The 22935-nt window shown below is 65.4% G+C and carries 18 protein-coding genes; 12 read left to right on the top strand and 6 right to left on the bottom strand.

Translation table 11 applies throughout. The annotated features are described in order from the left end of the window. The first annotated feature begins 45 nt into the window (after positions 1–45). From FJ978_RS22160 to FJ978_RS22220, 12 genes are all read left to right on the top strand, one after another. Entirely contained in the window at positions 46–1830 is a 1785-nt protein-coding gene (locus tag FJ978_RS22160) for a sensor histidine kinase (protein WP_140573992.1), read from the top strand. Then, positions 1830–2291 (top strand): HPr kinase/phosphorylase, encoded by a 462-nt coding sequence (locus tag FJ978_RS22165; protein ID WP_140574293.1) that lies wholly within the window; start codon positions 1830–1832, stop codon positions 2289–2291. The genes FJ978_RS22160 and FJ978_RS22165 overlap by 1 nt, the downstream gene beginning before the upstream one ends. A 164-nt stretch (positions 2292–2455) precedes the next feature. Next, entirely contained in the window at positions 2456–2857 is a 402-nt protein-coding gene (locus tag FJ978_RS22175) for a PTS sugar transporter subunit IIA (RefSeq protein ID WP_013891640.1), read from the top strand. Next, entirely contained in the window at positions 2854–3150 is a 297-nt protein-coding gene (locus FJ978_RS22180; RefSeq protein WP_013891641.1) for an HPr family phosphocarrier protein, read from the top strand. Before FJ978_RS22175 ends, FJ978_RS22180 begins: the two co-directional genes overlap by 4 nt. Before the next feature lie 182 nt (positions 3151–3332). Beyond that, positions 3333–4733, top strand: a complete 1401-nt coding sequence (gene ahcY, locus FJ978_RS22185) for an adenosylhomocysteinase (protein WP_140573996.1) — start codon at positions 3333–3335, stop codon at positions 4731–4733. 199 nt (positions 4734–4932) lie between these two features. Then, on the top strand, positions 4933–7488 hold the full coding sequence (locus FJ978_RS22190; RefSeq protein WP_140573998.1) for a PAS domain-containing sensor histidine kinase: 2556 nt from the start codon (positions 4933–4935) through the stop codon (positions 7486–7488). Positions 7489–7496: 8 nt separating this feature from the next. After that, entirely contained in the window at positions 7497–9008 is a 1512-nt protein-coding gene (tsaE, locus tag FJ978_RS22195; protein WP_140574001.1) for a tRNA (adenosine(37)-N6)-threonylcarbamoyltransferase complex ATPase subunit type 1 TsaE, read from the top strand. Next, a complete protein-coding gene (locus tag FJ978_RS22200; RefSeq protein ID WP_140574003.1) occupies positions 9005–9751 on the top strand; it encodes a nucleotidyltransferase family protein in 747 nt (248 codons plus the stop codon). Before tsaE ends, FJ978_RS22200 begins: the two co-directional genes overlap by 4 nt. After that, positions 9748–12882: a double-strand break repair protein AddB gene (gene addB, locus FJ978_RS22205; RefSeq protein ID WP_140574005.1), complete on the top strand. Its 3135-nt coding sequence runs from the start codon at positions 9748–9750 to the stop codon at positions 12880–12882. The genes FJ978_RS22200 and addB overlap by 4 nt, the downstream gene beginning before the upstream one ends. Beyond that, positions 12879–16379 carry a double-strand break repair helicase AddA gene (gene addA / locus FJ978_RS22210; protein ID WP_140574007.1) on the top strand — a complete coding sequence of 1167 codons (3501 nt, stop codon included), beginning with the start codon at positions 12879–12881 and terminating at the stop codon, positions 16377–16379. Before addB ends, addA begins: the two co-directional genes overlap by 4 nt. A gap of 75 nt (positions 16380–16454) precedes the next feature. Continuing rightward, positions 16455–16778 (top strand): thioredoxin, encoded by a 324-nt coding sequence (trxA, locus tag FJ978_RS22215; RefSeq protein WP_013891648.1) that lies wholly within the window; start codon positions 16455–16457, stop codon positions 16776–16778. Between the two features lie 132 nt (positions 16779–16910). Next, the gene (locus FJ978_RS22220; RefSeq protein WP_023775965.1) at positions 16911–17192 is read left to right on the top strand and encodes a cupin domain-containing protein; all 282 of its coding nucleotides are present in this window, start codon (positions 16911–16913) and stop codon (positions 17190–17192) included. Between the two features lie 21 nt (positions 17193–17213). Here the strand turns inward: FJ978_RS22220 and FJ978_RS22225 are convergent, their stop codons facing one another. The 6 genes from FJ978_RS22225 to FJ978_RS22250 form a co-directional block, all read right to left on the bottom strand. After that, positions 17214–17633: a VOC family protein gene (locus FJ978_RS22225; RefSeq protein WP_140574009.1), complete on the bottom strand. Its 420-nt coding sequence runs from the start codon at positions 17631–17633 to the stop codon at positions 17214–17216. 25 nt (positions 17634–17658) lie between these two features. Next, positions 17659–18984, bottom strand: a complete 1326-nt coding sequence (locus tag FJ978_RS22230; protein ID WP_140574011.1) for a folylpolyglutamate synthase/dihydrofolate synthase family protein — start codon at positions 18982–18984, stop codon at positions 17659–17661. Between the two features lie 119 nt (positions 18985–19103). After that, complete coding sequence (accD, locus tag FJ978_RS22235; RefSeq protein WP_140574013.1) at positions 19104–20030, bottom strand: acetyl-CoA carboxylase, carboxyltransferase subunit beta; 927 nt, start codon at positions 20028–20030, stop codon at positions 19104–19106. A 77-nt stretch (positions 20031–20107) separates the two neighbouring features. Continuing rightward, complete coding sequence (trpA, locus tag FJ978_RS22240; protein WP_140574015.1) at positions 20108–20947, bottom strand: tryptophan synthase subunit alpha; 840 nt, start codon at positions 20945–20947, stop codon at positions 20108–20110. Between the two features lie 2 nt (positions 20948–20949). Continuing rightward, the gene (gene trpB / locus FJ978_RS22245) at positions 20950–22200 is read right to left on the bottom strand and encodes a tryptophan synthase subunit beta (RefSeq protein ID WP_023765620.1); all 1251 of its coding nucleotides are present in this window, start codon (positions 22198–22200) and stop codon (positions 20950–20952) included. Between the two features lie 28 nt (positions 22201–22228). Further along, complete coding sequence (locus FJ978_RS22250; RefSeq protein ID WP_140574017.1) at positions 22229–22888, bottom strand: phosphoribosylanthranilate isomerase; 660 nt, start codon at positions 22886–22888, stop codon at positions 22229–22231. Positions 22889–22935: the final 47 nt, after the last annotated feature.

Consider the following 22935-nt stretch of genomic DNA (forward strand, 5'->3'; position numbering starts at 1 on the left):
TACTGCCTACTCACTACTCACTAACTAGGCGGGAGCTGCTATTCGATGGCAGTGGAAGCACAGCGAAGCAGGCCGACGGGCGCCGCCAGGCGGCCGTCGCGCATCATGCCGTCCTTCGTTTCGAAGATCACGGTGCCGATGCGCCGCTTCCTCGGCCACCACATCTTTTCCAGCCTGACGCGGCGCATCCTGTTCCTCAACCTTGCCGGACTGGCTGTCCTGGTCACCGGCATCCTCTACCTCAACACATTTCGCGACGGGTTGATCGACGCCCGCGTCGAAAGCCTGATGACGCAGGGCGAGATCATCGCCGGTGCGATCGCGGCGTCAGCGACGGTCGAGACCGATTCGATCAGCATCGACCCGGAAAAGCTGCTTGAGCTGCAGGCCGGCGAAAGCCTCGGGCCCGGTTCGGACCAGCTCGACAATCTCGACTTCCCGATCAATCCGGAGCGCGTCGCGCCGGTGCTGCGGCGGCTGATCTCGCCGACGCGGACACGGGCCCGCATCTATGACCGCGACGCCAATTTGCTGCTCGATTCGCGCCATCTCTATTCGCGCGGCCAGATCCTGCGCTACGACCTGCCGCCGGTCGAGGAGGAGGAGCCCGACCTCGTCGAGCGCATCCAGAAGTTCATCTTCGACTTCTTCCGCAACACCGACCTGCCGGTCTATCGCGAGCAGCCGGGCGGCAATGGCGCTGCCTTCCCGGAAGTGGTCAAGGCGCTGACCGGCAGCCCGTCGACCATCGTCCGCGTCTCCGAACAGGGCGAGCAGATCGTTTCGGTGGCGGTGCCGATCCAGCGCTTCCGCGCCGTCCTCGGCGTGCTGATGCTGTCGACCGAAGGCGGCGACATCGACAAGATCGTCGCCGCTGAACGCAAGGCGATCCTGCGCGTGTTCGGCATCGCGGCTCTGGTCACCGCCATCCTGTCGATGCTTTTGGCTTCGACCATCGCCAACCCGCTGCGCCGGCTGTCTGCCGCGGCGGTGCGGGTCCGGCGCGGCGTCAAGAGCCGCGAGGAAATCCCGGATTTTTCCGACCGCCAGGACGAGATCGGCAATCTGTCGATCGCCGTGCGCGACATGACCAACGCGCTCTATGCGCGCATCGAGGCGATCGAGAGCTTCGCCGCCGATGTTTCACATGAATTGAAGAACCCGCTGACCTCGCTGCGCAGCGCGGTCGAAACCTTGCCGCTGGCCAAGAACGACAATTCGCGCAGCCGGCTGATGGAGATCATCCAGCACGACGTCAGGCGGCTGGACCGGCTCATCACTGACATTTCCGACGCCTCGCGTCTCGACGCCGAGCTCGCGCGCGAAGACGCCGGGACGGTGGACCTGAAGAAATTCATCACCGACCTCGTCGCCGTGTCGCGCGAGACCACCCGCAACAAGAAGGCTGTCGAGATCGAGCTCAAGGTCGCCAAGCTGCCGCAGGGCGTCAAAGGCTATTTCGTCGTCGGGCACGATCTGCGCATCGGCCAGGTCATCACCAATCTGATCGAAAACGCCCGCTCCTTCGTTCCCGAGGACCATGGCCACATCAGCCTGTCGCTGGCGCGTGCCGGCAAGTTCAACATCCTCACCATAGACGACAACGGTCCCGGCATCCGCGCCGACAACATCGACCGCATCTTCGAACGCTTCTACACCGACCGGCCGGCCGGCGAGGCCTTCGGCCAGAATTCGGGCCTTGGCCTGTCGATCTCCAGGCAGATCGTCGAGGCCCATGGCGGCACGCTGACCGCCGAAAACATCCCCGGCACCAAGCCCGGCGAGATCAAGGGGGCGCGCTTCGTCGTGACGCTGCCGGCCGATGCGTGATTGCTGGTCCAGTCGTGCGGCCTGAAAACATTCACGCTACGGGCTTGCTGATCGGCGAGCGCGGCATTCTCGTCAGCGGGGCTTCGGGTTCGGGCAAGACGACGCTGGCGCTGGCGCTGATCGACCATTGCCGCCAGCGCGGCCTGTTCTCACGGCTCATCGGCGACGATCAGCTTTTCGCCGAGGCGCATGCGGGGCGGCTGGTGTGCCGCGCGCCCGCCACCATAGAAGGTCTCGCCGAGGTGCCGGGACTTGGGCCGCGGCCGCTGGCGTTCGAACCTGCCTGCGTCGTCGACCTGCATGTGCGCCTGCTGCCGGCTGGTGAAATCGCCCGCTTCCAGGAGGACGCCAGCGACGACATCGCCGGCTGCGCGGTACCGCGGATCGATCTTGCCGAGCGCAATGTCCAGGCTGCCTTGCCGGCCGTGATGGCGCGGCTGTCGATCATGCCTTTTCTATGATCCACCCCCGGTTTTTTGCTGCAATGCGTCAAAATGGCATGGGCCGGCGCAATTTTGGGCTTGTCAACGGGCCTCGCGTCGACAAGATAGCGCTCCCGCCGCCTGGAATGGCTGGCGAGCATAAAATGCGCCTGTGAAGCGGCGATGACGGGAGCCACCAAAGAATGATCGGACTCGTGCTTGTAACGCACGGTCAACTGGCCACCGAGTTCAGACATGCCGTCGAACATGTCGTCGGGCCACAAGACAATTTCGAAACCGTGGCGATCGGTGCCGACGACGATATGGAGCAGCGTCGCCGCGACATCATCGACGCCGTGGCCCGCGTCGATACCGGGGCGGGCGTGATCGTGCTGACCGACATGTTCGGCGGCACGCCGTCGAACCTTGCCATCTCGGTGATGGAGTCAGGCCGCACCGAAGTGATCGCCGGCATGAACCTGCCGATGCTGATCAAGCTGTCATCGATCCGCAAGGGCGACAACATGGCCGCAGCGCTCGACGAGGCGCAGGCCGCCGGCCGCAAATACATCAACGTCGCCAGCCAGCTTCTGAGCAGCAAATGAACGCACTATCCCCGGAAAAAGACCAGATCGTCCGGGAGTTTCCTATCGTCAACCAGCGCGGCCTGCATGCGCGCGCCTCGGCGAAGTTCGTCCAGCTCGCCAGCGGTTTCGACGCCTCCGTCCATGTCGAGAAGGACGGCGTCAAGGTCGGCGGCACGTCGATCATGGGCCTGATGATGCTTGCGGCCAGTCCTGGATACTCGATCCGCGTCACCGCCAGCGGCCCGGAAGCGCTTGAGGTCATGGACGCGCTGGAGCAGCTCGTCGCCTCCCGCTTCGGCGAGGAAAGCTGACCCGAAGGCCCAGCCTAAGCAGCCTCTAGGGACATGCAGGGATAAAGATTTCTTTATATCCCATTGTCGTCTCGGCGCCGATCTGCTAGTCAGGCCGGCAATTCGCGCCCTTCCACGCGCCAACCGGCGCGGGCGCATCCGCAACCAATTCGCACGCACAACACTTCGCACGGAGCACTGCCATGACGGGTAGCAAGGACTATGTGGTCGCCGACATCTCGCTTGCCGGCTGGGGCCGCAAGGAACTGGATATCGCCGAAACCGAAATGCCGGGCCTGATGGCCTGCCGCGAGGAATTCGGCGCCAAGAAACCGCTCAAGGGCGCGCGCATCACCGGCTCGCTGCACATGACCATCCAGACCGCAGTGCTGATCGAGACGCTGAAGGCGCTCGGCGCCGATATCCGCTGGGCGTCCTGCAACATCTTCTCGACCCAGGACCACGCGGCCGCGGCCATCGCCGAAGCCGGCATTCCGGTGTTCGCCGTCAAGGGCGAGAGCCTGGAGCAGTACTGGGACTACACCGACCGGGTCTTCCAGTGGGCTGATGGCGGCCTCTCCAACATGATCCTCGATGATGGCGGCGACGCCACCATGTACATCCTGATCGGCGCCCGCGCCGAAGCCGGCGAGGACGTGCTGTCCAATCCGCAGAGCGAGGAAGAGGAATATTTCTACGCGCAGATCAAGAGACGCCTGAAGGCCTCGCCCGGCTTCTTCACCAAGCAGAAGGCGGCGATCCGCGGCGTCACCGAAGAGACGACCACCGGCGTCAACAGGCTCTACCAGTTGCAGAAGAAGGGCCTGCTGCCCTTCCCGGCCATCAACGTCAACGACTCGGTCACCAAGTCGAAGTTCGACAACAAGTATGGCTGCAAGGAATCGCTGGTCGACGGTATCCGCCGCGGCACCGACACGATGATGGCCGGCAAGGTGGCGGTCGTCTGCGGCTATGGCGACGTCGGGAAGGGCTCGTCGGCCTCGCTCAAGGGCGCCGGCGCCCGCGTCAAGGTCACCGAGGTCGATCCGATCTGCGCCCTGCAGGCGGCGATGGACGGCTTTGAAGTCGTCACGCTCGAAGACGCGGCTCCAACCGCCGACATCGTCATCACCACCACCGGCAACAAGGATGTCGTCACCCTCGACCACATGCGCTCGATGAAGGACATGGTGATCGTTGGCAACATCGGCCATTTCGACAACGAGATCCAGGTGGCGTCGCTGCGCAACCTGAAGTGGACCAACGTCAAGCCGCAGGTCGACATGATCACCTTCCCGGACGGCAAGCGGATGATCCTTCTGTCGGAAGGCCGCCTGCTCAATCTCGGCAATGCGACCGGCCATCCGAGCTTCGTCATGTCGGCGTCCTTCACCAACCAGGTGCTGGCGCAGATCGAGCTGTTCACCAAGGGCGAGCAGTACCAGAACCAGGTCTATGTCCTGCCCAAGCACCTCGACGAGAAGGTCGCGCGCCTGCATCTCGACAAGCTCGGCGCCCGCCTGACCGAACTGTCGGGCGAACAGGCCGCCTATATCGGCGTCACGCCGCAGGGTCCTTTCAAGCCGGAACACTACCGCTATTAACCAAAGCTAAATTTACTACCAGATATTGACGCCGGGCGATTGACTTTCGCCCGGCTTTATTTTTGCGCGCGATCAGCCTTCACGGCGATTCGGCGAGGGTTTATTGTCAGGTGATTCGCGACGCTTCCGGCCCGAGAGGGGATCAAGAGAGGCGCGTATCAGGGCGGTCTTGCATTCAGTCGGCGGAGAGGACCAAGACATGCCGGGGCAATACCCGCACGGAGCGGGACAGGCCGTTTCCGGCGGCCATGACGATTCGGGGACCACTGGCTCCGCAACCCGGCGCGAGCGTCTTTCATGGCGTGGCCGCGCGGGGCTGCTGCTTGCCGGCTCCATGCTTGCCGGCCCGCTGTTTGGCGCGGCGGCGCGTGCCCAGGCTGCCGGTGTATCGACGGCCGGTCTTTCGATCAGCACGATCGAGGTCATGCAGCTTGCCGTGTTCGTCGGCGTGACAGGCACGGCATTTCTGTCGGCCATTGTCCTGATCCGCGAACGCGCCCGCACCTCGGCGGAGAATGTCGAACTGAGAAGCCGCGTCGCCGACGTCAACGCGGCGCTGCGCCGTTCGGAGGCGCTGCTCAATCTGCGCGACCAGCGCGTGATCGTCTGGGCCTCGGAAAACAAGAAACCCGAGCTCGTCGGCATATTGCCGGTCGAAAGCGGCGCACCGGAGGAACGGGCGGCGTTCCTCGCATTCGGCCGCTGGCTGATGCCGCGCTCGGCGGCGGCGCTCGAACATGCCATTGCGGCATTGCGCGAAAAGGCCAGGCCCTTCGACCTCGTCATCGAATCGCAGGCGGGCGCCCCGCTCGAAGTGCATGGCCGCAAGAGCGCGGCGCATGTGCTGGTGCGGTTTGTGTCGCTTTCCGAAACACAGCGCAGCCAGGCGCGGCTGAAGATCGAGAACCACCGGCTGGCCGCCGACCACGACACGGTGATCGGCCTGCTCGAAGCGTTGAAAATGCCGGCGTGGCTGCGCGACGAGCATGGGCGCCTGAAATGGGTCAACCGCGCCTATGCCGACGCGGTCGAGGCCGAGAGTGCGGAAGCCGCCGTGCGCGACGCCAAGGAATTCCTCGGCGGCCAGGCGCGGGAGGCGATCGACGCCCAGCACAAACTGCATCCGGTTTTCGAGCAGTCGCTCTCCACGGTGATCGAAGGCGACCGCCGGGTGTTCGCGGTGACCGATTTCGCCAGCGCCGACGGCTCGGCCGGCCTTGCCTGCGACACCAGCGCCATCGAGTCCATTCGCGGCGAGTATGAACGCACCGTGCGAAGCCACGCCGACACGCTCGACCAGCTCAACACCGCGGTCGCCATCTTCGACACCGACGAGAAACTGCGCTTCTTCAACCAGGCCTTCCAGAAACTGTGGGGGCTGGACAGTGGCTTCCTGCACAGCGCGCCCGACAACGCTCTTTTGCTCGACCGGCTGCGCAGCGAAGGCAAGATCGCCGAGCAGCCCGAATGGCGCCGCTGGAAGGAAGGCCTGCTGGGCGCCTACCGCGCGGTCGAATCGCAGGAGCACTGGTGGCACCTGCCGGATGGAAAGACCATCCGCGTCGTCGCCAACCCGCAGCCCAAGGGCGGCGTCACCTGGGTGTTCGAGAACCTGACCGAGAAAATGGATCTCGAAAGCCGCTACCGGACAGCCGTGCGTGTCCAGGGCGAAACGCTCGACAACCTCGCCGAGGGCGTGGCCGTGTTCGGCCCCGATGGCAAGCTTCGGCTGTCGAACCCCGCCTTCGCCACGCTGTGGGGGCTGGATGCCGAAGCGACCAAGCCGAATGTGCACGTCTCCACCATACGTGACCTTTGCGACCGGCAAGCGGTGGACAGCCCCTGGCCCGGCTTCGTCGCCGCCATCACCGGCTTCGACGACGAACGCCGCGACCGCCACGGCCAGACCGAACTCAACAGCGGTACCGTGCTGCGGTACGCCATGATCCCGTTGCCCAACGGGCAGGTGATGATGACCTTCGTCGACGTCACCGACGGCGTCCGTGTCGAACGCGCGCTGAAGGACAAGAACGAGGCGCTGGAAAAGTCCGACCAGCTCAAGAACGACTTCGTCCAGCACGTATCCTACGAGCTGCGTTCGCCGCTGACCAATATCATCGGCTTCACCGAATTGCTCTCGCTACCGACGACCGGGCCCTTGACGCAGAAGCAGCGCGAATATGTCGAGCATGTCGGTTCTTCATCCTCGGTGCTGCTGACCATCGTCAACGACATACTGGACCTCGCGACGGTGGATGCCGGCATCATGCAGCTCGACATTTCCGAGGTGCATGTCGACCGCACCATCGCGGCGGCCGCCGAACTGGTTGCCGACCGGTTGCAGGAACATTCGATCCGGCTCGAGGTCAACGCCAAGGCTGCGCCCAAGACGTTCCACGGCGACGAGACCCGCATCCGCCAGATCCTCTACAATCTGCTCAGCAACGCCGCCAACTATGCGCCGGAGGCCAGCACTATCCGGCTCGCCTGCCGCCATCTGGCGGACGGCGTGGAATTCTCGGTTCACGACGATGGGCCCGGCATGCCGCCCGATGTGCTCGATTCGGTGTTCCGCCGCTTCGAGCCGCGCGCCAATGGCGGCCGCCGGCGCGGCGCCGGCCTCGGCCTGTCGATCGTGAAGAGCTTCGTCGAACTGCATGGCGGCGGCGTCCGCATCGAAACCGGCAAGGACAAGGGCACGACCGTCATCTGCACCTTCCCCGACACGCCCGGCATCCGCGCCGCGGCCGAGTAACGCGCTCGATGACGGCCCTGATGCTGGAGCGTTTGCTCGCTGACGAGACACAGACGGCGCGGCTGGGCGAGGATCTGGCGCTGGCGCTGCGCGCGGGCGACGTGCTGGCGCTCAAGGGCGACCTCGGCGCCGGCAAGTCGACGCTGGCGCGGGCATTGATCCGGACGCTCGCGGACGATGCCGGTCTCGATGTGCCGAGCCCGACCTTCACCCTGGTGCAAAGCTACGACACCCGTATTCCCGTCCATCATTTTGATCTCTACCGCCTGTCCTCGGCGGCTGAACTCGACGAACTCGGTTTCGACGAAGCGCTGACGCAAGGGGCAGCCCTGGTCGAATGGCCTGAACGGGCAGAAGGCTATCTGCCGAAGGCATCGCTGTTGATCGAGCTTGTCCAGCATGGCGAAGGCCGGCTGGCACGATTGTCGGGGCAAGGGGCAACCTTCGACCGCGCCGCACGGTCGCTGGCCATGCGCGGCTTTCTGGAAAGCGCCGGCTGGGGCGAGGCACAACGTCGCCATTTCATCGGCGATGCCTCTGCCCGCTCCTATGAGATCGTGTCGCTTGCAGGCCAGGAGCCGCGGGTGCTGATGAACTCGCCACGATTGGTGCTCGGCCCGTCGGTGCGCGACGGCAAGCCCTATGCGGTGATTGCCCACACCGCCCAGTCGGTGTCGGCCTTCGTCGCCATCGACCATGCCTTGAAGGCCGGCGACGTCAGCGTTCCCGATATCCATGCCGAGGACCAGGAGCAGGGATTCCTGCTCATCGAACATCTCGGCTCGGAAGGGTTTCTCGGCGGGGATGGCGAGCCGCTGGCGGAGCGCTACGCGGCGGCCGCCGAACTGCTGGCCATGATGCATGGCAAGACCTGGCCGCGTCGCCTCGAAGCCGGGCCGGGCAGGTTCCATACCGTACCGCCATTCGACCGCGCCGCGATGATGATCGAGGCCGACCTGCTGGTCGACTGGTACGTGCCGGCGATATCGGGCGGTCCGCCAAGCGACGATTTGCGCGCCGGCTATACCAGGGAGTGGAACGCGCTTTTCGACCGGCTGCGGGCCAGTGAATACACGCTGATGCTGCGCGACTTCCATTCGCCCAACATCATCTGGCGCGGCGACCGCTCCGGCCATGACCGGCTGGGCATCGTCGATTTCCAGGATGCGCTGATCGGGCCTTCAGCCTATGATCTGGCGTCGCTTGCCATGGATGCCCGCGTCACCATATCGCCCGGGATCGAGAGAAGGACGCTCGATGCCTATATCGCGGCGCGCCATGCGGCGGGCGCCTTCGACGAGGCGAGCTTCCTGGAATCCTATGCAATCATGGCCGCGCAGCGCAATTCCAAGATCCTCGGCATTTTCGTGCGGCTCGAAAAGCGCGACGGCAAACCCTATTATCTGAAGCACCTGCCGCGCATCCGCGACTATCTGCGCCGGGCACTGTCCCACCCCGCGCTCGGCAGCCTGCGGGAGTTCTACGATGCGCACGGGCTGCTGGAGGAACGGGCGCTGTGACAGCGAGACCAGACACTGCCATCGCACCCCAAACCGCAATCGTACTCGCCGCCGGGCTCGGCAAGCGCATGCGGCCGATCACCGACACCATCCCCAAGCCGCTGGTCCGGGTCGCCGGCAAGACCTTGCTGGACTGGGGCCTCGACAGCCTGGCCGCCGCCGGTGTCGGCAAGGCCGTGGTCAACGTCCACTATCTCCCCGAACAGATCGTCGCCCATGTCGCCCAGCGCCATGTGCCGCGCATCATCATCTCCGATGAAAGCGAGCGGCTGCTCGATTCCGCCGGCGGCATCGTCAAGGCGCTGCCGCAACTGGGCGCGCAACCCTTCTACATCCTCAACGCCGACACGTTCTGGATCGATCATGGTCCGCTCAATCTCGGCCGCCTCGCCCTTGCATGGGACGCGGCGAAAATGGATATTCTGCTGATGCTGGCGGATCTCCATCAGGCGACCGGACATTGCGGCTCCACCGATTTCCTGGTGGCGCCGGACGGCGCCTTGCGGCGTTCGAAAGGAGACCCGGCGGGCCTGATCTATGCCGGCGCGGCGATCATCCATCCGCGCCTGTTCGCGGACGCATCCGCCGAACCGCATTCGCTCAACGCCTATTTCGACAAAGCCATTGCAGCCGGCCGCCTGTACGGCATGCCGATGCACGGCCACTGGATCACCGTCGGCACGCCCGATGCCATCCCGCTCGCCGAAGCGGCAGTCGCCGGCGCGCTATACGAGTCGCAATGAGCGGCCCAAGCCGCGTTTTCTCCATTCCCTCCGGGGCGCCGTTTCTGCCGACGCTGGCCGAGGCGCTGCTTGCCGGCCGACTGGTTCCAGGCTTTCGCTTCGACGGCGATCCGCTCGCTTTGGCCGACGTCACCATCTATGTGCCGACGCGCCGCGCGGCGCGGGCCTTGCGCGGCGTCTTCGTCGACAGCCTGAAGGCGCGCGGCGGCGGCGGTTCGGCGATCCTGCCCGTCATCCGGCCGCTCGGGGAATTCGACGAGGACGAAGCCGCTTTCGAGGCAGAGCCGTCGGCGGCAATCGATCTTGCGCCACCGATCGGGGCGACCGAACGGCTGTTGCTGCTGACGCCGCTGGTGCGCGCCTGGAAACGCCGGCTGCCGGCCCATGTGGCCAAACTCTTCGCCGAGGAGATCGTCATCCCGGCCTCGACCGCCGACGCGATCTGGCTGGCGCGCGATCTCGCGGGGCTGATGGACGAGATCGAGACGGAAGGCACGGACTGGGCGAAGCTTGAAGGCCTGGTGACCGGCAATCTTGCCGGATGGTGGCAGGTGACGCTTGAGTTCCTCGGCATCGTCACCGATGCCTGGCCGAAATTCCTCGAAGAGCAAGACCGGTCCAATCCGGCCGCGCATCGCAGCGCGCTGATTAGGGCTGAAGCCGCGCGGCTGCGGCGCAATCCGCCCGCCGGGCCGGTGATCGCCGCCGGCTCGACCGGTTCGATCCCCGCGACGGCTGAACTGCTTGCCGCGATTGCCCGCTTGCCCGGCGGCGCCATCGTGCTGCCCGGGCTCGACCGGACGCTGGACGAAGCGTCCTTCCAGGCGCTTGTCGCACCCGGCGCGCGGCCGGCCGTGCTCGGCCATCCGCAATACGGCCTGGCCAGGCTGATCGGCAAGATCGGCGTGCTGCGCGGCGATGTCGACGAGATCGGCGTGGCCGAACCCCGGCTGGCGCTCCGCGCGGCCCTTGTCGGCGAGGCGCTGCGGCCGGCCGAAACCACCGAATTGTGGGCCGAGACGCGTAACGCATTTTCCGCGCCAGACATTGCCGCTGCCTTCGCCGACGTGACGCTGCTCGAAGCCGCCAGCGAGCGCGACGAGGCCGTCGCCATCGCCGTCGCGCTCAAGCGAGCGGTCGAAGAACCGGGCCAAAGGGCTGCTCTCGTCACCGGCGACCGTGCGCTGGCGCGACGCGTCTCGGTCGAACTCAAGCGCTTCGGCGTCGTCGCCGATGATTCCGGCGGTACGCCGCTCGCCAACAGCCCGGCGGCAGGCCTGCTCAGGCTGGCGCTCGAAGCGGTGTTCCGCCCAGGCGATCCGGTCGGTCTCTTGTCCCTGCTCAAGCATCCCCTGCTCTGTCTGGGTCTGGGGAGAGCCGACGTGCGCCATGCGGCGGAACTGGTCGAACTGGTGGCGCTGCGCGGCGGCACCGGCCGCCCCGACATCGCTTCGCTGCCGGACTTGTTCGAAACCCGCCTCACTGGCTTCGACGAAGGCAGCCGGCCGCCCTTCTGGGTTGCGCGGCTGACCGTGCGCGCCATTGAAAGCGCGCGGGATTTGCTCGAACGTGTCAACCGAGCGCTGGCGCCGCTTGCAGCGTTTCGCGGCCAGGCGACCGCCGACCTTGCCGCGCTGGTCGAAGCCAGCGTGGTGGCGCTGGAGGATCTCGGCCGTACCGCCGATGGCGGGCTTGGCGAACTCTACGCCGGCGATGCCGGCGAAAAACTCGCCGAATTGCTGCGCGGGCTGGTCGCGGCTCCAGCGTCGCTGTCGTTCGCGGCGAACGAGTGGCCCGACGTGATGGGCGCGCTGATCGCACCCGAAACGGTCAAGCCGGCACAGGGCACCGACCGGAACATCGCCATCTGGGGTGCGCTGGAAGCGCGGCTGCAGGATGTCGACACGCTGGTCATCGGCGGGCTCAACGAAGGCGTGTGGCCGCGCAAACCCGAGAGCGACCGTTTCATGTCGCGGCTGATGAAGACCGGCATCGACCTCGAGCCGCCCGAACGGCGCATCGGCCTTGCCGCGCACGATTTCCAGATGGCGATGGGTGCGAGGAAGGTGCTGTTGGCGCGCTCGGCGCGTTCCGGCGATGCACCGGCGGTCCCGTCACGCTGGCTGCAGCGGCTGCTGACCTTCATCGGCAACGACCAGGCGGCAACTCTTCGCCGGCGAGGCGACGAGCTGCTCGCCTGGGCGCGCGCGCTGGATACCGGCCCGAAGCAGGATTTCGCACCACGGCCGCAGCCCAAGCCACCATTGTCTGTGCGCCCAACACATTTCTCGGTCACCGAGATCGAGACCCTGCGCCGCGACCCCTACGCCGTCTATGCCAGGCGGATCCTCGGCCTGATGCCGCTCGAGCCGCTCATCCGCGATCCCGGTGCGGCCGAGCGCGGCACGCTGTTCCATGCCATTCTCCACCTGTTCTCCTCCAGCGTGGCCGACCCGCGTGCGCCGGACGCGCTTGCCGGCCTTATCGCTGCCGGGCGCGCCTGTTTTGCCGAGGCCGCCCTGCCGCCCGATGTCGAGGCGGTGTGGTGGCCGCGCTTCGAAAAACTCGCCGCCAACATCGTCGAATGGGAGCGCACCCGCGCCGACGCGGTGATACGGCGGCATGCCGAGGAGCGCGCCGGAAAAACCGTCGTCGGCCAGTCCGGCGTGACGCTGTCCGGCTATGCCGACCGCGTCGACCTGCTGGCCGGCGGCATGGCCGACATACTGGACTACAAGACCGGCTCCTCGCCCTCCAAGGCACAGGCACACACGCTGCTGGCGCCGCAGCTGGCGCTCGAAGGCGCACTGCTCAGGCGCGAGGCCTTCAAGGATCTGGGCGCATGCGAGCCCTCGCAACTGGCCTTCATCAGGCTGAAGCCGAACGGCGAGGTGTTCGAAGAGTCCATTCTCGAGCACAATCGCCAGCCGCGAACCGCTTCCGATCTGGCCGAAGAAGCCTGGGCACGGCTGGAAAAGCTGCTGATCCATTATGCCGACCCGAAGACCGGCTATCTGTCGCGGGCGCTGCCGTTTCGCGAAGGCGAGACCGATGGCGACTACGACCACCTCGCCCGCGTGCTCGAATGGTCGGCCGGCGGCGATGCCGGTGACGATGGAGGGGAGGCATGAAGAAGGCCTATCCCATCCCGAGCGACACCGCGACCAGCCAGGCCCGTGCAGCCGATCCCCAGAACTCCGCCTGGGTGTCGGCCAATGCCGGCTCCGGCAAGACCCATGTGCTTGCCCAGCGCGTCATCCGGCTGCTGCTCAACGGCACCGATCCGTCGAAGATCCTGTGCCTGACCTATACGCGCGCCGCGGCCGCCAACATGTCGAACCGGGTGTTCTCGACGCTGTCGGAATGGACATCCCTTGGCGACGCGGATCTCGCCGCCAGGATCGAGGCGCTGGAAGGCCGCCGGCCCGACCGCGACACCATGCGCCGCGCGCGGCGCCTGTTCGCCGAGGCGCTGGAGACGCCGGGCGGGCTGAAGATCCAGACCATCCACGCCTTCTGCGAATCCGTGCTCCACCAGTTCCCGCTGGAAGCCAACATCCCCGCCCATTTCGAGATGCTGGACAGCCAGATGGAAGCGTCGCTCTTTGCCGCCGCGCGCCGGGAGATGATTTCGGCCGCCGGTGACGCGGATTTGACCGAGGCCTTCGCAACCGTGCTGGAGCGTGGCGGCGAAGCCGGGCTCGATGCCTTGCTGGGCGAGATCGTGCGCAAGCGCGACGGTTTGCGTCATTTCCTCGAAGCGGTCGGGCGTGACGGCTTCCAGCCCTTGTTCGATGAATTCCATTTCCGCGCTGGCCAGACGGCCGAGGGCATAGCGGCCTCTGCCTGGCCGCTGCCTGGCTTCCTGCCGGACTATTTCGCCGGTTTTGCCCAGGCAGCCGAATCGACCGACGCCAGGTCGGTGCTCAACAACATCCTGCCCTATGCGCGCCGGGCCTTCGCCGAGAGCGATCCCGTTCGCCGCCTGCAACAACTTGCAAGGGCCTTCCTCAAGACCGATGGCGATCCCTACGATCCGGCAAAGGCTTTCAAGAAAGCGCTGACCGACCGGCTGCCGGATCTGGCCGACCGCTACCTGTCGGCATCCAGCGCCATCATCGAGACCGTCGACCGGCTGGCGCTGTTCCGGATGCTGGAAGGCACGGCTGCCGCGCTGACCATCGCCGACTGGCTGATCGCCCGCTACGAGGTGCTGAAGCGCGGCCGCGGCTTTCTCGACTTCAACGATTTGATCACCCGCACAGTCAACCTCCTGGCGCGGCCAGATGCCGGCCCCTGGGTGCAGTACAAGCTCGACCAGGGCATCGATCACATCCTGCTCGACGAGGCGCAGGACACCAGCCCGGATCAATGGGAAGTGGTGAAGCGGCTGGCGGAAGAATTTTTCGCCGGCTTCGGTGCCCGCGACCGTGTCCACCGCACGGTCTTCGCCGTCGGCGACGAGAAGCAGTCGATCTATTCCTTCCAAGGCGCGGCCCCGGATTCCTTCGCCGACAGCCGGCTGCTGTTTTCAAGCAGGGTGCGCGACGCCGAGGCGTCTTTCGCCGACCTCAAGCTGACCTGGTCGTTCCGCTCGACCGACGATGTGCTTTCCGCCGTCGACCGCGTCTTTGCCGATCCTGTCGTGCGGCGCGGCATCAGCCACGATCCCGACCCGCTGAGCCACAAGGCGATCCGCACCGACGCGCCGGGCTATGTCGAGGTGTGGCCGTCGATCGGTGCCGATATCGTCGACGAGCCCGACGACTGGACGCAGGCGATCGACCACGCCCACGCGCCGGCGGTGCGGGTTGCCGAGAATGTCGCGGCCACGATTGCCGGCTGGATCGGCAACGGCGAGATCATCGAGGGCCGTGGCAAGCGGTTGCGGCCCGGTGATGTGCTGGTGCTGGTGCGCAAGCGCGACAGCTTCGTCCACGCGCTGACGCGGGCGCTCAAGCGCCGTGATATTCCGGTCGCCGGCGCCGACCGGCTGAGCCTGCCCGGCCACATCGCGGTCAAGGACCTGATCGCGCTTGGCCGCCTCCTCATCCAGCCGCAGGACGATCTGTCGCTTGCAGCCGTGCTGCGCAGCCCGATCTTCGACCTGCCGGAGGAGACGCTTTTTGCGCTGGCAGTGCAACGAGCGCCCGGCCTGTCGCTGGCCGCGTCGCTGCGCCAGCATGCCGGCGAAAGCGAAGCGCTGGCGCTAGTCGTCGCCCAACTCGACATCTGGACCGATGAGGCCGCCTTCAAGCCGGTGTTCGAATTTTATGCCGGCCTCCTGGCACGTGATGGCGTGCGCCGCAAGATGATCGCGCGGCTCGGCCCGGAAGCCGGCGACATTCTCGATGAGTTCCTGAGTTTCTGCCTTGCCGAGGAACGAACCGGCCTGCCCGGGCTGGAAGCCTTCCTGTCGACGCTGGAAAACGCCGGGCCCGAGATCAAGCGCGAGATGGACCAGACCCGCGACGAGGTCCGCGTCATGACCGTGCATGCCGCCAAGGGCCTGGAAGCGCCTGTCGTGTTCCTGGTCGATGGCGGCTCCGCCCCGTTCAGCGACCAGCATCTGCCGCGCCTGATGCCATTCGACGGCTCGGGCTGGGTCGGCAAAGGTTATCTCTGGCGTTCGGCCAGCGATGTCGCGAACGGCTTCTCCAAGGCGGCGGCGGCGCGGGCACGCGAACTCGCCGACGACGAATACCGCCGGCTGCTCTATGTCGGCATGACTCGCGCCGAGGACCGGCTGATCGTCTGCGGCTATCACGGCAAGCGGGCGCCGAACACCGGCACCTGGCATTCGATCGTCAGCCGTGCGCTGATCGGGGCGCCGGAGAGCGAACAGCGTGCGCATCCTGCCGGCGGCGAGCCGGTATACCGTTTCCATGTCACCGAGCTGCCGCCAGTGGCGCTCGCCACGGCAGAGCAAGCGAGGCAAACGGACGCTTTCGGCCCGTTGCCGACGAACCTGTTTCGACCCTTGCCGCCCTTCGAGGATCTGCCGCGGCCGCTCTCGCCATCCGGCGCCTCGGCGCTGATCGAAGAAGGCAAGGAAACGGTGGTCGACAAAGCTTCGCCGGTGCTCGATGCCGATGGCGAGCCAGGCTTTGCCGTGCTGCGCGGGCTCGCGCTGCATAAATTGCTGCAAATGCTGCCCGGCATTGCCGAGGACCAACGGGAGGGCGCGGCGGCACGCTACCTCGCGCGAACGGGTGCGGAATGGCCGCCGGCAGAGCGCGAAAAAGCCCTGGCCTCGGTCACCGCCATCCTTTCCGACCCCCATCTCGGCCAGCTGTTTGCGCCATCCTCGCGCGCCGAGGTCGCGATCATGGGCAGCCTGGAGGTAAGGGGTAAAAACCGCTCGATTTCCGGCAAGATCGACCGGCTGGCGGTGACAGCGGACGCGGTCTCGATCGTCGACTACAAGACCAACCGGCCTGCGCCTGCCTCCCTGGCGGAGGTCCCGCCGGCCTATCTGCTGCAGTTGGCGCTCTATCGCGCCCTCTTGCAGCCGCTTTATCCAGGGCGCGAGGTCAAGGCGACCTTGCTGTTCACCGAAGCGCCACGGCTGATCGAACTGCCGGCCAGGGCCATGGATGATGCCCTTGCCCGACTCACGGGAGCGTGACACAAGACCTGCTTGAAGAAGGGCGCGAGAGCCACCACATTTGGTGGGACGAAAACTTTCGAAAGGATTTTCCGCATGACTACGGTCAAGGTCGACAAGAGCAATTTCCAGGCCGATGTGCTTAACGCCAACGTACCGGTCGTCGTCGATTTCTGGGCGGAATGGTGCGGTCCCTGCAAGATGATCGCCCCGGCGCTCGAAGACATCGCCACCGAACTTGGCGCGAAGGTGAAGATCGCCAAGCTGAATATCGACGAGAATCCCGAACTCGCCGCACAGTTCGGCGTGCGCTCGATCCCGACGCTGATGATCTTCAAGGGCGGCGAAGTGGCCGACATGAAGGTCGGTGCCGCGCCCAAGACCGCGCTCTCGCACTGGATCAATGGCAGCCTCGCCTGACCCCCGGAAAAATTCGGATTGAAAAGCCCGGCCTCGTGTCGGGCTTTTTGTTGGCGTCATCGCTGGGCTTCTCTGGCCCTCACGTCCGGGCACTCCATGTCTTCTGGTGGCAGCAGATAGAGGGAGAACGTCATGACCGGATCCGCCAAGGCCACCGTCTTCATCGATAATGAGCGCGTCATCGTCACCGAATACCGCTTCCAGCCGGGCGACAACACCGGCTGGCACCGCCATGGCCACGACTATGTCGTGGTGCCGCTGATGGACGGCAAGGTGAAACTGGTGACCAAGGATGGCGAGACCTTCGCCGAAATGAAGAAGGGCTCACCCTATTTCCGCAAGGAGGGTGTCGAACACGACGTCATCAACGCCAATGAAGGCGAGTACGCGTTTATCGAGGTCGAGCTGAAATAAGCCGGTCGCACCGCTGAGCGATCACCAGTCGGCGATGCGGTCGCCACCGACGAATTGCGCGCTTTCGTCGGTGTATTCGAACAGCTCGATCTTCACCCCGTTGGGATCGCGGATCCAGGCTTGGAAAGTGTCGTCGCATGCGTGTTTCTTGGCCGTGACGTCGATGCCCTTCGATTTGATATGGGCGATCGCCGCGTCGATATTTTCCACCTCCAGGCAGAAATGGTTGATCTGGTTCTGCTCGCTATATGCAGTGCCATCCTTCTGGAAGACCTCGACATGGCTGCGGCCGCCGCAATTGAGATAGAAGCCGAACACCTTGCCGTCGCGCAGGAAATTGAACTGCGTGTCGAGGCCGAGCACGTCGCGGTAGAAGCTCCGCGTCGCTTCCAGGTCATGCGCGAAGATGCAGACATGGGCGAGCTGCTTGACCTTGATCATGACTGGCTCCTTGCAGTGAATGGCCTCAGGTCGGTGGCGTGCCGTTCTCGTCCAACACCGCGCCGGCCAGGTAGAGCGAGCCGCCGATCAGGATACGCGGCGGCGGACCGTCCCAGGTGTCTCGAAGCAGCATCAGGGCGTTGGCGACGGAACTCATCGGCTCGGCTGTCAACCCGGCCTCCGTGGCGCGGATCGCCAGTTCGTCATTCGGCACGCCGGCATCGCTCGTATTCACCGGCACGGTGTAGACATGCCGGACGAGGCCCTTGAAGGCACGGAAATAGCCGCTCTGGTCCTTGGTGTTGATCATGCCCGAGATGAGAAACAGCGGACGCGGGTTCTTTTCTTCCTGTTCGGCCAGTGCCTCGGCAACGACCACGCCGGCGCCCGGATTGTGACCGCCGTCGAGCCAGACATCGGCGCCCCTTGGCGCCAGGTCCGCCAGCCGGCCCTGCGCCAGTTTCTGCATGCGGCCGGGCCAGGCGACATTGGTCATCGCCTTTTCGGCGGCGCGGTGGCTGATCTCGAAGCCGGCTGCCTTGACCGCGGCGATCGCCGCCGCCGCGTTGGCGACCTGGTGGCGCCCGGGCAGGCGCGGCAGCGGCAGATCCATCAGCCCGTCCTCGTCCTGGTAGACCATGCGGCCGTTTTCCTCGAAGGCGAGGAAATCCTGGCCGTAGACGAAGGTCGGGCATTCCAGCCGCTCGGCGGTTTCGATCAGCACCTGCAGCGCCGTCTCGCTTTCCTGCGCGCCGATCACCACCGGGCAACCGCGCTTCATGATGCCGGCCTTTTCGGCGGCGATCAGCTCGACCCGGTCACCGAGATAGGCCTCATGGTCCATCGACACCGGCATGATCACCGACACGGCGGGCCTTTCCACGACATTGGTGGCGTCGAAGCGGCCGCCGAGGCCGACCTCGATGATGGCGGCTTCCGCCGGGTGTTCGGAAAACAGGATGAAGGTGACGGCGGTGAGGATCTCGAAGACGGTGATCTTCTGGCCGTCATTGGCCTTGGCGACACGGGCGATGGCCTCGGCGAAGACATCGTCGTCGACCAGCCTGCCGCCACCCTCGGCGGCAAGCCGGTAGCGCTCGTGCCAGCTGACCAGATGCGGCGAGGTGTGGACATGCACGAGGCGGCCGGAAGCCTCAAGCAACGCCCGCGAGAAGGCGGCGCAGGAGCCCTTGCCGTTGGTACCGGCGATATGGATGACCGGCGGTAGCAGATCCTGCGGGTTGCCAAGCCGCTCCAAGAGCCGCGTGATGCGGTCGAGCGAAAGGTCGAAGCCTTTCGGGTGAAGCGCCATCAGGGCTTCGATTTCGCGGTCGGCGGCGAGCGTCGTCATGACAGATTCCCTGAGCATGGCCCGAGAACCAGAATCGATTCCGGAATGGCCATGGCAATCAAAAGGCTACAGCGCGCGACTGCCCTCGTGCAATCACGGTCGCGGCGTGTCGTGTCGCGTCAGGCCTGCGGCCGTGCCTCGGCGGAGACCACCGCCGGCGGCAAGATTTCCGGCTGTAGCGGCTTTTGCTCTTCCGGCATCTTGAGCAGCATCTTCAACAGCCGTGAGATGGTCTGGCGCAGTTCCAGCCGCGACACCACCATATCGACCATGCCATGCTCCATCAGATATTCGGAGCGCTGGAAGCCGTCCGGCAGTTTCTCGCGGATGGTCTGTTCGATGACGCGCGGCCCGGCAAAGCCGATCAGCGCGCCGGGTTCGGCGATGTGGACGTCGCCCAGCATGGCGTAGGAAGCGGTGACGCCACCGGTGGTCGGATTGGTCAGCACGACGATGTAGGGAAGGCCGGCTTCCTTCAGCCGGTCGACACCGACCGTGGTGCGCGGCAATTGCATGAGGGACAAAATACCTTCCTGCATGCGGGCGCCGCCGGAGGCGGCAAACAGGATCAGCGGCCGCTTGCGCTGCAAGGCGACCTCGAAAGCGTGCACGATGGCGTCGCCCGCAGCCATGCCGAGCGAGCCGCCCATGAAGGCGAAGTCCTGCACCGTCACCACCACCGGCAGGCCCTCGACGGTGCCCAGCGCGTTGACGATCGCATCTTCCAGGCCGGTCTTGGCCTTGGCGTCCTTCAGCCGGTCGGTGTAGCGCTTCTCGTCGCGGAATTTCAGTGGGTCCTGCACCACCTTGGGGTTTTCGAGCTGCTCGTACTTGCCGGCGTCGAGGAAGTATTTCAGCCGCTCCTTGGCCGAGATCTTCATGTGGTGTCCGGAGGACGGGATGACGAACTGATTGGATTCCAGGTCCTTGTGGAACACCATCTCGCCGGTCTCGGGATCCTTGATCCAGAGATTCTCGGGCATGTCGGTGCGCCGGCCGAGCATCGAATTGATCTTCGGGCGAACGTAATTGGTGATCCAGTTCATCGCTTCGGCTCCTGTCCTGACGAAGAGTTAGTGCAGGCCACGCGGGAGAACGACATGCACAAGACCAGATAGGGAAACTATTCGGCAGCAGCAAGGCGGGCCGAGCGCACGCCTTGCGCCAGCCCGCTGACCAGCGTGGCGACGGCCTCCGCCGGGTCGGCGGTCTTCTCGCCCTTCGGCCCCAGCACATTGGCGACCGCGTTGACGATCGCGGTGCCGACGACGACGCCATCGGCGTTGGCGCCGATCACGCGCGCCTGCTCGGCGGTCTTGACGCCGAAGCCGACACAGACCGGCAGGTCGGTATGGCCCTTGATGCGCTGGACCGCCGCCGCGACCTTGCCGGTGTCGGCGAGCGCCGAGCCGGTGATGCCGGTCATCGACACGTAGTAGACGAAACCCGACGTGTTCTGCAGCACCTTGGGCAGGCGCTTGTCGTCGGTGGTCGGCGTCGCCAGACGGATGAAGTTGATGCCGGCTTTCAGCGCCGGAATGCAGAGTTCCTCATCCATTTCCGGCGGCAGGTCGACGACGATCAGCCCATCGATACCGCTGGCGATGGCGTCCTTGAGGAAGCGGTCGACGCCGTAGATGTAGATCGGGTTGTAATAGCCCATCAGCACGATCGGCGTTTCATTGTCCCCGGCGCGGAAGTCCGACGCCATCTTCAGCGTCTTGACCAGTGTCTGGCCGCCTTTCAGCGCGCGCAGGCCTGCCGCCTGGATCGCCGGGCCGTCGGCCATCGGATCGGAAAACGGCATGCCGAGCTCGATGACGTCGGCGCCGGCCTTGGGCAGCGCCTTCATGATCGACAAGGAGGTGTCGTAGTCGGGGTCGCCGCCCATGAAATAGGTGACAAGCGCCGGGCGCCCTTCGGCTTTCAGTTTTGCCATGCAGCGGTCGATGCGGGTCACCATGATCAGATCTCCATGCCCAGCATCGAGGCAACCGTATGTACGTCCTTGTCGCCACGGCCGGACAGGTTGACGATGACGATCTGGTCCTTGTCCATGGCGGGCACGATCTTCACCGCGTGGGCAATGGCGTGGGCGGATTCCAGCGCCGGGATAATGCCTTCGACGCGGGTCGTCAGCTTGAAGGCCTCCAGCGCCTCGTCGTCGAGGATCGGCACATAGTCGACGCGGCCGGAGTCGCGCAGCCAGGAATGTTCGGGGCCGACGCCGGGATAATCGAGGCCGGCCGAGATCGAATGGCCGTCCATGATCTGGCCGTCGGCATTCTGCAGGAGGTAGGTGCGGTTGCCGTGCAGCACGCCCGGCGCGCCTGCGTTCATCGAGGCGCAATGCTCGATGCCGTCGAGGCCGCGCCCGCCGGCTTCGATGCCGATGATGCGGACCTCCTTGTCGTCAAGGAAGGGATGGAACAGGCCGATGGCATTGGAGCCGCCGCCGACAGCCGCGATGATGGTATCCGGCAACCGGCCTTCCTGCTCGAGGATCTGCGCGCGCGCCTCCGTGCCGATGACCGACTGGAAGTCGCGCACCAGTTCCGGATAGGGATGCGGGCCGGCGGCGGTACCGATCAGGTAGTAGGTATCCTCGACATTGGTCACCCAATCGCGAAGGGCCTCGTTCATGGCGTCCTTCAAGGTGCCGTGGCCGGCTGTCACCGGCCGCACTTCGGCCCCGAGCAGCTTCATGCGGAAGACGTTGGGGCTTTGGCGGGCGACGTCGGTGGCGCCCATATAGACGACGCAGGGAAAGCCGAAGCGGGCGGCGACGGTGGCGGACGCCACGCCGTGCTGGCCGGCGCCGGTCTCGGCGATGATGCGCTTCTTGCCCATGCGCTTGGCGAGCAGGATCTGGCCGAGGCAGTTGTTGATCTTGTGCGAACCGGTGTGGTTCAGGTCCTCGCGCTTGAAATAGACCTTTGCGCCGCCCCCCAGGCCCTTCGCCGCGGAAACCTCGCGAAGATGCCTGGTCAGGCCTTCGGCGAAATAGAGTTTCGAGGGCCGGCCGGCATAGTGGGTCGAAAGATCCGTCAGTTCAGCCCTGAACTCCGGATCGTTCTTGACCTCGTTCCAGTGCCGTTCGAGGTCGAGGATCAGCGGCATCAACGTTTCGGCGACGAAACGACCGCCGAAAATGCCGAACATGCCCTGCTCGTCGGGTCCGGTGCGGAAGGAATTGGGTGTCGCCGGCTTGTTCATCGCCGATCTCCTGGTTTGAAAGAGTTATTCAGGCGGCGCGATCGTCGCGTGCTGCCCTGACGGCCCGGAAAAACTGTTCGATCAGCGCCGGATCCTTGACGCCCGGCGCGCTTTCCACGCCCGAGGAAATGTCTATTGCGGGCGGATTGGCAAGGCGAAGGGCATCACCGATATTGGCGGCGTTGAGCCCACCGGAAAGCATGTAATCGACGCCGGCGTCAAGGCCGGCGAGAATGCGCCAGTCGAAGGTGACGCCGTTGCCGCCCGGCAGCTCGGAACCCTTTGGCGGCTTGGCGTCGAACAGGAACCGGTCGGCGACGCCGATGAACGACCTTATCCGGTCGAGATCGGCAGCCTCGCTGAGCGGCAGCGCCTTCATCACCGGCAGGCCATGGCGGGCCTTGACCTCGGCTATCCTCTCGGGCGTTTCCGAACCGTGCAGCTGCAGCATGTCGGGCTGCATTTTTTCGACGATCTCGTCCAGGACGGCATCGCCGGCGTCAACCGTGACTGCAACCGCCAAGGCCTTGCCGCGCGCAGCTTCGCGCAGACGACCGGCCTCGGCCGGTTCGAGATAGCGCGGGCTCTTGGCAAAGAAAATGAAGCCGACATGGCTGGCGCCGCCGGCAAGGGCCGCGGCCATTGCCTGGTCGGTCTTCAAGCCGCAGATCTTGATGTCGAGCGCCATGACGCGGGAATTGGCATGAAACGCGCCAAGAGTCGAGAAAAAGCATG

The sequence above is a fragment of the Mesorhizobium sp. B1-1-7 genome, assembly GCF_006442705.1.
Taxonomy (GTDB): Bacteria; Pseudomonadota; Alphaproteobacteria; order Rhizobiales; family Rhizobiaceae; genus Mesorhizobium; species Mesorhizobium opportunistum.